The sequence below is a fragment of the Chamaesiphon sp. OTE_8_metabat_110 genome (assembly GCF_031382685.1).
GTDB lineage: Bacteria > Cyanobacteriota > Cyanobacteriia > Cyanobacteriales > Chamaesiphonaceae > Chamaesiphon.
The window spans coordinates 1-11218 of sequence record NZ_JANMZA010000355.1 but is presented as its reverse complement, the minus strand read 5'-3'; the positions used below and the strand labels follow the sequence as shown (position 1 = coordinate 11218).

Sequence of the window (11218 nt, the reverse complement as noted above, 5' to 3'; positions counted from 1 at the left end):
ATATCCAAACTAGCGGATTATTGATTCTATTATGCCCTACAGCCATCTCGACGAGAGTAACGGACACAAATCCTTTCAACTCCCTGGTTCGCGCCCTCATTATAATCCCGATCGACCCGGACAGGTCGAGCATATCAGTCTAGATTTGGTGCTGGACATTCCCAATTCGAGTTTCCACGGTACTTGTGCGATTCGGCTCAATCCGGTGCGGAGTGAGATCGAGTCATTGACGCTCGATGCGGTGGATCTGAAAATCGATCGCGTCCAAATTGATGGTACTGAATGCGAGTTTAATTATGATGGGGAGTTATTGCATATTCCCGTAAAAGTCGATGTTACTGCTGGTAAAATCTTGGATCTGACGATCGATTATGGCGTAAATAACCCGCAGCGGGGGATGTATTTTATTCATCCCGACGCACATTATCCCGACAAGCCGACGCAGGTGTGGACGCAGGGTGAAGATGAAGATTCGCGGTTTTGGTTCCCCTGTTTTGATTATCCCGGACAACTAGCTACTTCGGCAATTCGGGTGCAGGTGCCGAAGGATTTTGTGGCGATTTCTAATGGTGAATTAGTCGAGCAGACTGTCTTTGGTGAAGATCGGGTCTATCAATGGATGCAAAAGGAGATTCACCCGACATATTTGATGACGTTGGCGGTGGGCAGGTTTAGCGAGATTGCCGATAGTTGGAATGGTAAGCCAGTTACTTATTATGTGGAGCAAGGACTGGAAGAATCAGCGAAGCTGAGTATGGGGAAAACTCCCCAGATGATTGAGTTCTTTAGCAAGAAGTTTGGCTATCCTTATCCATTCCCTAAATATGCCCAAGTATGCGTCGCTGATTTCATCTTTGGCGGGATGGAAAATACTTCGACGACGTTATTAATGGATCGGTGTTTATTAGATAAACGAGCGTCTTTAGACAACTTTTTTACAGAGAGTTTAGTCGCTCACGAACTTGCTCACCAATGGTTCGGCGATTTGGTCGTAATTAAGCATTGGTCGCACGCGTGGATTAAGGAAGGGATGGCTTCTTACTGTGAGGTATTGTGGACGGAACATGAGTATGATAAAGATGAAGCCGCTTATTATTTACTCGGTGAAGCACGTAATTATTTAAGTGAAGATAGCGACCGCTATCGGCGTCCGATCGTCACGAATATCTATCGAGAAGCGATCGAACTATACGATCGCCACTTATACGAAAAAGGTGCCTGTGTTTATCACATGATTCGGGCGGAATTGGGCGATGAATCATACGATCGCTTCGTGCATACTTTTGTCAATGAAAACGCTCATAAAACTGTCGAAACGATCGATGTCCTGCGGGCGATCGATAAAGCAACCGGACGCAATTTAGCATATCTATTCGATCAATATGTCTATCGGGGCGGACATCCAGATTATAAGGTTGCCTACAGTTGGGATGGCGATAGTAATTTAGCCAAGCTGACGGTGACACAAACACAAGCGAAAGAAGGCGTGCATACGCTCACCAATGACTTATTCGATCTCAAAATTCCGATTGGTTTTGGTTATCTTAAAGATGGGATTGTTGACGTGAAAGTTACCAAAATTCGCGTCTATGAAAAAGAACAAGTCCTCTATTTTCCGCTCGAAACTAAACCCGATTTCATCAGCTTTGATGTGGGTAATAACTATTTAAAAACCGTCAGCCTCGAATACCCCTTACCCGAACTCAAAGCGCAGCTCAAGTCAGATCCAGACCCAATTTCGCGGATCTATGCCACAGTCGCGATCGCCAAAAAAGGCAATCTCGAAGCCGTCACCGCACTGACTGAATGCCTTGCAACTGAAAAATTCTGGGCAGTTCGACTCGAAGCCGCGCAACAGCTAGCAACGATTAAACTCGATATTGCAGTTACTAATTTAGTCGCCACAGTCGGCGATGAAGATCCCTTCGTGCGCCGCGCGATCGTCGATGAATTGGGTAATATTAAAACACCCGAAACATACGCCGCAGTCCAGCAAATTGTCACAGCCGGGGATGAGAGCTACTACGTCGAAGCCGCCGCCTGTCGCGCGTTGGGCGGGATGACTACCGCCAGCTTGAAGGATAAACAGGAAGAAGTAATTACCCTGCTCACCGAAGTCCTCAATACCCGCTCCGGCTGGAATGAAGTCGTCCGTGCAGGTGCGATCGGTGGTTTGAGCAAAATGACCGATTCAGAAACAGCTCTAAAAACCGTCATAGAGTACGTCAAACCGGGTATACCTCAACCACTGCGGTTGACCTCAATTCGTGCCCTTGGGGCGATTTCTAGCGGTCAATCCGATGCAAATACGATCGTCATCGTCGAGAAATTATCCGAGCTGTCGCGCGAATCGTTTTTCCTCACCCAAGTAGCTGTAGTCAATGCCCTGAGCCAGATGTCCACCGTCAAAGCGATCGGGGTATTGCAAGGTTTAGCCGCTCACAGTCCCGACGGACGCGTCAAACGGATGGCAGATGAAGGGGTGCAAAAAGTCCAGAAGAAAATTGGTTCGGATGGAGCGGTAAAACAGTTACGAGAGGAGTTGGAAGAAGTCAAAAAAACCAATCAAGAGCTAAAAAGCCGCTTGGAAAATCTGGAGGCTAAGAGTAAATAGTATTTTAGTGGATAGTGTTTTAGTGGATAGTGTTTTAGTGGATAGTGGATAGTGTTTTAGTGGATAGTGAATAGCGCTCGTCGGGGAACCTGACGAGCGCGTATCCGCAATTCTCAATTCTCAATTCTCAATTCTCAATTCACTACCCACTATTCACTATCCACCATTCACTTAACCGGATCCAATACTTCTAATACTGACTTAGGTAATAGTTTATCCTTAAACCAAATTACCTCACAAGGCAGATCTCTGGCATTGAGTCCGGCTTTTTCGAGATTCAAGCGTTCGGAGATGGCTAAAATCAGATTTGTGCAGCCAGATTTTCGCACTTGGGCAAACTTTTTCTGCAAATATTCCGGTCGCCAATAACCGACAATTTCTAAGATATAATCCCGTCCGTCGGGATGCACCAGTCGAAAATCGGGAATCATCACACTACCGGGAATGGGTAATAAATTTACTTCGCGTTCTAATACCCACTCGGTTTTGAGCTTATCCCAGCGATCGGCAAAACTCGCTTCGAGCATACTATCGTAGGATTTACCGGGTGGATAGTGGGTTTCCAATCCACATTTGTCGGTGAGACTATAGCGTCCGACTTTGATATTTCCGGTATAAAAATCTTTGGTTTGCAGCGTTGCGCTCAGGCTCCATTTAGTAACGTGTAAAATTGCGGGAATTAACTTGGCGATCGCGAGTCCATAGCGAGTACTTGCTTTAAATAAGCTCGTCGGGCCATCGACTTTAATGGTAAAACCAGTATCGGCATCACCTTCGATATAGGTCATTAATTGAAACAATTTCAGATAGCGAAATAACAGCTTGTATTGTCCGGGGACATTGCGATGGGCATTGATAGTTAGTTCGCTGGCGCGATAGAATACGCCTTGAACTTGGGACAGATTGTAGCGATGAATTAGGGCGATCGGATCGGGTGCGGTAAACTCGGTTAAAATGCGATTTTCGGGTAAATCGGCGTATAAACCTTGGGTAATTTGAGCGGGAATTATTTCGGTACTTAGTTCTTGGGAGAGATTGCTGGCAAGTGTGGCTAATGTGCTTTTACTATGCTCGACACTGGGGCTAGAAATCGCGGAGAGTGCGTAGACTCGTTCGCGTAGTTCGGACGGCTGAAGCGGGCTGACAATCTCAAAGTTACTGAAGGTTTGACTCTTGAGTAGATGGGCAAATCCCCGCTTGACGCGAAAGTCGGGACTATCACCTTCAAGTTGCAATAACATCTCATCGAGTTGCCCCTGAGTGCCACCCACAACGGACGTAAAGCAGTCGATAATCTCGATCGCCATCTGAATATGATGCGCGTCGATTTCGATGCGTTTGGGGACGATCGATTCGCCATTGTATCGATAAATCAGCAGATCTCCAGGTAGCATTTAATTAATAATTGAGAATTGATAATTGATAATTGAGAATTAACCCAAGTTGCTATCTAGAAATGCTATGCCAATAGGTTGAGACAATTAATTAACGAATCTTATGCAGGAAAGTTTAAATAAACAAATAAGCTCTATAACCTATACGTTGGGCAGTGCCCACCCTACAAAATATCTGTCAACTGCCTAAAATCCATAGCGGAGCGAGACACTAATCGTATTATCCTTGTAGACATTAGCGGTGGAGCCGAGGGTGCGCCGGAAATCGATTTCAGCGGCATTCCATCCTAAGTAGATCGCTGAATTAGAATTAGGATCTAGATCGTAACTGATATTTGCCCCAAATGGATTGGTCGAGATATTCCGATCGAAGGCACTGACAAATCCGCCTACTCTGAACCTGTCGGTAACTTTCCAGCTTAGATTAAAGATTGTTTTATTTTCAACTGACTCGGATAAGATATTACCAAAAAATTGGGTACCGCCGATCGAAATGTCACCGAAGTTTAGGGCGACGCCAGCATTGACGAAGCTTTGAGCGGAGCGAATCGGTAACGATTGGAGGGTAATCGAGCCATCGATAATATAATTGGCATTCACTCCCAACGTCAGATTATTGCGGGGATTGGCACCGAGCGGGATGGCTTGCGTCGCATTGACAAAAAGCTGGGTGGAATATTCTGGATCCGGATTGAGATAGCCGATACCACCGACATTAAAACTCAAGCCCCGAGGATTGACGACGGCATAATCAGTGCCAACGTAGACTTTAATATTGGTGGTAGTTTTTGGCTCGAATCCGGCATTGACGATCGCGCCTGTATAATACCGCCAGAGGCTATTTTCAGTCAGCTTCGCCCCGGTAAAACTGATGTGGGGATAGTAATCCGTCCGCTGGCGGATCGTATCGGTATCGACGCGGGAGACATCCCGATTTAGGACGGTAACATAACCTTGTCCGTAGGCATTTTGCAAGCCGCTGGAATTAAAGCCAAAATTGTTGAGATTGACATCGACAGGGAGGCTCCCACCTTCACCGCCCCCATTAGCAACGATGCGCGGTTCGCGGAGGGTAATGTAGCGATAATCCCGCAGATACTCGCGCTCGACGACGGGGGACATCCCCACCCACAGGGCTTGATGACTGGCTCCGGGCGGCACTTTGGGGTCGGCACCGAAACTCGGGGCATAACCCGTACCACCTTGATACACCGTCAGGCTATTGTCGGGGAGGCGAAGGGCACTGGCGACTCGATAGAGATTGGGATTGACGACGATCCGCGCGCCCGGTTTGCCAGGAGCGATACTGGGACGAAAGTCTGGTAAGATTTGACCGATCGCATTAGTCAGCGCATTTACTAATTGATTGCGATCGCCATTAACATAATTAAGCGATCGAATCGTCCGTCCCAAGGTGGATTCTACACCATTTGTCGCAAAATCCTGATTCATCCTGGTGTAATTTACCGCCACCCCAGTCCGAAATTTCTCCTGGCGTTCGCCTGTTAATACTGGCGGTGGAGAGCCTTCGGGCGGGGCGACTACGCCGACAACTGGCACGGTTAAATCGATGCCAAATTTCTCACCATTAGCCCCACCCCCAAATCCATCTCCCCTAATTGCTGTGACGGATGCTGGCGAAATAACATCGCCAAATTGAGAGGTAACTTTGACGCTAGTAGGCTGTAACTTATTGGGATCGAGGACGCTCTCGTCGATTACCAGTCCCGGTAAAAATGTACAAGTCCGCCCCGAACCATCCAGACAGTCGGCATCCAAACTAATCTGCTGGCGAAATCCTAGTAGCGTCTGCGGTTGGGCGACGGAAACGTCAATATCCTGATGTTGGGCGATGCTGCGAATACCCACCACATCCATCGTACTATTGACCCGTACCACCCGATCGGCGGTGACGCTCTGAACATTCTTAGCTCCAATCAGCTTGTAGACATCAAAGCTCAGATCGGTATTGCGAAAGTTGCCAGTTTCAAAGCCAGTAGTGACGACTGTGGTGGTAAAGTGCGAGACTTTGTTGCCATTGAGGATAAATTGCGTCGAAAAGGGATCGACAACTTTGGGATCTAATACTTGCGGGGCAATAATAAAGCGCGGATCTTTGACTGTCGTCGATTGCGGTGGGGCAATCGGCGCATTAATTGGCGCTACTGCTGGCGTATTATTGGGCGGGAGGAGCAGTTCTGGTGTCAGAACGGAATTAATCGGGATAATCGGCAGACTGGGCGGGAGAAAGCTCGGTGGGAGCAACAGCGGCGCGATAATTGTCGGGATGGGTGCTACTTGGGCAATTTGGGGATTGACGGGTGGAGCTAGCTGTGCAGGCTGTTCGGGCGTGTTGTCCCTACTATCTCTGGTCGGATCGGGATTGGTATTCTTACTCGCCAGTTGCTCTGGAGCGATCGAATTCTCGTTATTTATCTGAACTGCCGCTGGTGCCGATTGCGCGTTGGCACTACCACCCAAAATGAAATACCAACCCGCGATCGTCAGGCAATAACAGGCTAATTTATAATTATTGTGAGAATATGCAGGTAACTGTGAATACATATATAGGGGGTTTTAAATCGATCTCGACTATTGCTCCACAGCCTTTGTCTGCAAGTTGGGAAAAAAATACCTATCCTAGTAAGTTCATTCGGTTGTACCAGGCACGAACAAAACTAGAGATAGGTAGATTTTTTGGTTTGATAAGTAACCGCTGGCTCCAAATTCGCTCGGTGGCAGCTCAGTTCTGTGTTTGGCTAGCCAATGGCTAGGTATTAGCACCAGCCAGCGACACAGGACTCGTCATCTGCACTCCCAAGGGAGCCACACGAGCTAAATCGGCACCAACTCCACTCTATTTACCGAGTGCGGGGATGTAGGATAAACCAGCCGCCGAACCAGTGTAGTTGTACTGAACGAGAGTTGTGGTACCCTCTTTCAAGTTAGTAGTTTTGAGGGTGTTGTTCATTGTGCTACCGCTTTGGCTATTAACATCACTCTTATAAGTGTTGTCGTTGTTGCCACCTTTGCTGGTATTAACGTTGCTGTTGGCAACATCACTAGTGGTATTGTTGTTAGTCTTGAAAGAGTTGTCGGTATTGTTGTTGGTTGCTAAGTTGCTGGTAGTGTTGTTGTTAGTTTTGAAAGAGTTGTCGGTATTGTTGTTGGTTGCTAAGTTGCTAGTAGTGTTGTTGTTGGTTGCTAACTCGCTATTGGTGGTTTTAGTTGTGCCACCGCTATTGGCAGTACCCTTGGTACTGTTAGACGTAGTACCTGCACCAACATCACTGGCAGCAACGCTACTGCTGCCTTTACCCGTGCTGTTACCATAGCTATTACCGTCAGTGGTAGCTTTGTTATCAGTCAGGTTGTTAGTAGCTGTTTTGTCATCGGTCAGGTTATTAACAGCCTTTTTGTTATCAGTCAGGTTGTTAGTGGCTGTTTTGTCATCGGTTAGGTTATTGACAGCCTTTTTGTTATCAGTCAGGTTGTTAGTAGCTGTTTTGTTGTCCTGGTTATTGATGTTGCTGTAGTTGTCGTAGTTGGCGTTTTTGGTAGTAGTGTCGAGTCTGTCCGATTTGTTCTCTTGACGGGTGTTGAAATCAACACGATCGGAAGTATCGTATTTTTTACTCACGTCACTAGTACTGACGTAGGAGAAAGTCACAGGCATACTGTAACCTTTAGCACTAGAGTTAGTACCACCTTTATAAGTACTAGCAGTAGCCTCAGCACTGGTGTCGCCAGTTGCTACAGCAGCAGACAGTTCGCGGACGCCCGTACCACCGCCAGAAGCATTCGATCCGGGCTGAATCGAGAAATTACCTGTAGAAGTACCATCAAATTTAATCGATACCGCAGCAGCCGTCGTACCAGTATTTGGTAACGCTTGAGCCGCCATTGGGAATAAAGCAGAACCAGCAGCAAGAGCAAGAGTTAATTTAGCTGAAAATTTCATAAGTCTCTACCGAGTAGGTTATAATTCGGACACAAGTTTTATCTGAAAATCGCACTCGTCAACAAAACTACGTGAGAGTATGGTTGCCAAGTTTCAACTTCAGACCGTTCGATCGGTACAAAGTTGACGGGTTGATTTACTTGGAAAATAATCTTCGAGCCGATCGCCATTGCTTAGATTTACAGTCAATGCTGTAATAATCTCAGCGGCGATCGAGCCATAGTTGCCAACCACTCCGCGCAGTCGAACTCAGTTCGATCGATGCAAAACGATAGCGTTGGGCAAAATTGGCTGCGTAGCAACTTCAACGATACATTCGAGAGCTATTAATTCATTCCCAATCCCAATCGATATTTGGGTTATTGATATGGGTGATGAATCAATTTTGTTGAGATTGTTTGTGCGATTTCATTAATTTCATAATACGCTTCCAATTTTGATTTGACAATAGTGTGACATCAATTTGAGCAATAAAGCCGATCTAGATCGCCTGCCCACACATCATCTAGCTATACTAAAGAGCAGATATTCAGACTCCGATCGCCTCATTTTTAAGATTACAAATGAGGCTGAGTCTCGGTTCTGCTCGATCGATCCCCAGCATGAGCCAAGTCGAATCGACCGTCTCAGCCTTAAGTAGCAAATGATACCGTTCGCGGTTGATAATTTCATGGTCTTTGCTGCCTATTGACAATCACTCTCGGCAAATTTAGGTCAAAAGCCTTGCTAGCAGGGATGGATTTGAACAGACCCCGATCGGGTCGAGGTGTCGATCGTCGCACTGGCTACTGAGATCGGCAAGCCGCCAGATCGAGACGCTTTGGTGAAAAAATTGCGACGTTTAAGAGGACTTTTAGTTCCTAAAAACAGCGATTGATTTAGGCAATTGTGATTTTATTGAAGACTAGCTAGCAGTTATTTGATAAACTGGAATTCATCGATTGTAAAGATTTTTAATGACTCGAAAATTTCGAGATCGGGCTGAAGCTGGCACACAATTAGCCCAACAATTAGCAGATTATGCCGATAATTGTCACTCGGCGATCGTGTTAGCATTGCCGCGTGGTGGCGTACCTGTCGCTGCACCGATCGCACAGAGGCTCGATGTGCCACTAGATATCTGTCTGGTACACAAATTGGGCGTACCGGGGAATGTCGAATTTGCGATGGGGGCGATCGATCTTCAGGGCAGACGTTATTTAAACGAGCGGATCGTGGTAGATTTACAAATTTCGGCAGCGCAGATCGATCGCGTCGCCGAAATTGAGCTGCGGGAATTGCAACGGCGCGATCGCCTATATCGGGGCGATCGATCGCCTGTCGATGTTCGCGATCGAGTAGTAATCTTGGTAGATGATGGCTTGGCAACTGGCGCGACAATGATGGCGGCAATTGGGGTGATTGAGTTGCAGCAACCAGCTCGAATTGTCGTGGCGGTGCCAGTTGCCGATCGCCGTGTCGTCGAGCGATTGCGATCGAGTGTGGATTTAGTTGTCTGTGTATTGATGCCGGAACCTTTGTACGCGATCGGTTCTTGGTATGAGAATTTTGCTCAGACTAGCGATGCTGAGGTAATTGCACTGTTGGATCGATCGAGCTGATAGAGGTAAGAGGTAAGAGGTAATGACTAGATCGAGCTAACTTGCCTTAATCTAATCAACTTAAGTTGCTACAGATCGAGATGCCTACGATTAAAATCGTGGCTAATGTTGCAAAGTCCGCCTGCGCGGACTAATATTTCAGTCCGCGCAGGCGGACTTTGCACTCCGTTCGCGGAGCGTCTGCCTTCGCAGAGCAGCGGTTTCTAACCGCTGAGACTATAGGTAGCAACTTAATCTACTTAATTAGTCTCTGCTGACGATCGCGGGTGGTAATGTTCTAGACAGGTGCGGAGCATCCGGGAGTCGAAGATGATGGGTAAGAAGTGGATGCTGTTGACTTCTTTGAAGTAAAACAAAATGGGGACGGGCTGCCAAAAAATCTGCCAATTTTCCCATTCGCTGTAGGGAAATGTCCGAATCAGAGTGCTGCTGCGGTAGACGTTGAGGGTGGTGGTGGTGAATTCTAACTTGATGATGGTGGTTTGGATCGCTAGAAATAAGCCAAAGATGCCGACGATCGCACCCACCCAGAATTGGAGGGCGGCAATCGGCAGGGAGACTGCCACTAGGACGATCGGAATCGTGTATTTGGGGGCAAGTTCGACACTAGCAGGTAATTGAATTGATGTGGGTGTGGTTGTCATGGGCTATTGCGGCGATTACCTTACGGTACGCTAGCGCGATCGGTTAGATCGATCTTAGCGTTTCTCACCCGCTCCCCGTTGAGAGACGTTAAGATAAGTAAAGAATTATTTAACAATCTGCATCGGCGATCGAGGTTAATCAGCGTGAGACAGGGAAAAGATCGGGGACTCTGGGTGGCACTGTCACTAATTAGCATTTGGGCGACGAGTACGGCGATCTTATTTAGCTTAGACTTGACAAATTTACCAAGCTGGGTAAAGTTTGTTGGCTTCGCTTGGCAGATGTTTTTGTATGTAGGGTTATTTGTCACGGCGCATGACGGGATGCACGGCTCGATCGCGCCCTCAAATCGCCCGCTCAATGATGCGATCGGCAGTTTTGTGTTATTTGTCTACGCCATGTTTCCGTTTGCCAAGATGCGGCAGATGCACGATCTCCACCATGATATCCCCGCTCGGATTGGCGATCCAGATTTTCACAATGGCAAGCGGAAAAACTTCTTTGCGTGGTATTTCAACTTCATGCAAAACTATTGGAGTTGGCTGCGGTTGATCTTATTAATTTCGACATTTCATGCCGTGCATCGCGTATTGGGCGTGCCTGAAAGCAATCTCTCCTGGTTTTGGGTGTTCCCATCGGTGATGAGTTCGTTTCAGCTATTTCTATTTGGGACATTTTTACCGCATCGCGAACCCCAAACTGGGTATATAAATGAGTCCCGCGCCACTAGCACGCCTTTTTCGGAATTTTGGTCGTTTATCAGTTGTTATCACTTTGGCTACCATGAGGAGCATCACGATCTACCGCATTTGGGCTGGTGGCAATTACCCGCAGCAAGGAGACAGGGGATGGAGGAGAGAGGGTAGAGGGTAGAGGGTAGGGAGTAGGGGATATTGTCACCCGCTCGACACAGAGATTAACTGGCGATCGCGCCGAGCATTTTCAGAGAACCGATCGTGGCGGGGGTTAATCCAGTAGCTCCGGTAATATTCAATCCCGCATA

The 11218-nt window shown here is 47.3% G+C and carries 9 protein-coding genes; 3 read left to right on the top strand and 6 right to left on the bottom strand.

The annotated features are described in order from the left end of the window. The first annotated feature begins 31 nt into the window (after positions 1–31). Positions 32–2614: a M1 family metallopeptidase gene (locus RMO52_RS13015; protein WP_310414814.1), complete on the top strand. Its 2583-nt coding sequence runs from the start codon at positions 32–34 to the stop codon at positions 2612–2614. A 167-nt stretch (positions 2615–2781) separates the two neighbouring features. Here the strand turns inward: RMO52_RS13015 and RMO52_RS13010 are convergent, their stop codons facing one another. The 5 genes from RMO52_RS13010 to RMO52_RS12990 all read right to left on the bottom strand — a co-directional run bounded on the left by RMO52_RS13010 (position 2782) and on the right by RMO52_RS12990 (position 8663). Beyond that, a complete protein-coding gene (locus RMO52_RS13010; RefSeq protein WP_309740277.1) occupies positions 2782–4008 on the bottom strand; it encodes a DUF790 family protein in 1227 nt (408 codons plus the stop codon). A gap of 186 nt (positions 4009–4194) precedes the next feature. After that, complete coding sequence (locus RMO52_RS13005; RefSeq protein ID WP_310414811.1) at positions 4195–6573, bottom strand: hypothetical protein; 2379 nt, start codon at positions 6571–6573, stop codon at positions 4195–4197. Positions 6574–6865: 292 nt separating this feature from the next. After that, on the bottom strand, positions 6866–7969 hold the full coding sequence (locus tag RMO52_RS13000) for a hypothetical protein (RefSeq protein ID WP_309742652.1): 1104 nt from the start codon (positions 7967–7969) through the stop codon (positions 6866–6868). A gap of 99 nt (positions 7970–8068) precedes the next feature. After that, positions 8069–8203 carry a hypothetical protein gene (locus RMO52_RS12995; RefSeq protein WP_309742654.1) on the bottom strand — a complete coding sequence of 45 codons (135 nt, stop codon included), beginning with the start codon at positions 8201–8203 and terminating at the stop codon, positions 8069–8071. 295 nt (positions 8204–8498) lie between these two features. Then, complete coding sequence (locus RMO52_RS12990) at positions 8499–8663, bottom strand: hypothetical protein (protein ID WP_310414808.1); 165 nt, start codon at positions 8661–8663, stop codon at positions 8499–8501. Between the two features lie 262 nt (positions 8664–8925). On the opposite strand from RMO52_RS12990, the gene RMO52_RS12985 reads away from it, so the two are divergent. Then, positions 8926–9570 (top strand): phosphoribosyltransferase, encoded by a 645-nt coding sequence (locus tag RMO52_RS12985; protein WP_310414805.1) that lies wholly within the window; start codon positions 8926–8928, stop codon positions 9568–9570. 239 nt (positions 9571–9809) lie between these two features. Here RMO52_RS12985 and RMO52_RS12980 read toward each other — a convergent pair whose 3' ends face one another. After that, complete coding sequence (locus tag RMO52_RS12980) at positions 9810–10214, bottom strand: DUF3119 family protein (protein WP_310414802.1); 405 nt, start codon at positions 10212–10214, stop codon at positions 9810–9812. Between the two features lie 144 nt (positions 10215–10358). On the opposite strand from RMO52_RS12980, the gene RMO52_RS12975 reads away from it, so the two are divergent. After that, positions 10359–11081 carry a fatty acid desaturase gene (locus RMO52_RS12975; RefSeq protein ID WP_310414799.1) on the top strand — a complete coding sequence of 241 codons (723 nt, stop codon included), beginning with the start codon at positions 10359–10361 and terminating at the stop codon, positions 11079–11081. Positions 11082–11218: the final 137 nt, after the last annotated feature.

Coding starts and splice junctions, on each gene's coding strand:
- RMO52_RS13010 (WP_309740277.1), bottom strand. CDS start 4,008: ATGCTACCTGGAGATCTGCTGATTTATCGATACAATGGCGAATCGATC.
- RMO52_RS13005 (WP_310414811.1), bottom strand. CDS start 6,573: ATGTATTCACAGTTACCTGCATATTCTCACAATAATTATAAATTAGCC.
- RMO52_RS12985 (WP_310414805.1), top strand. CDS start 8,926: ATGACTCGAAAATTTCGAGATCGGGCTGAAGCTGGCACACAATTAGCC.
- RMO52_RS13000 (WP_309742652.1), bottom strand. CDS start 7,969: ATGAAATTTTCAGCTAAATTAACTCTTGCTCTTGCTGCTGGTTCTGCT.
- RMO52_RS13015 (WP_310414814.1), top strand. CDS start 32: ATGCCCTACAGCCATCTCGACGAGAGTAACGGACACAAATCCTTTCAA.
- RMO52_RS12980 (WP_310414802.1), bottom strand. CDS start 10,214: ATGACAACCACACCCACATCAATTCAATTACCTGCTAGTGTCGAACTT.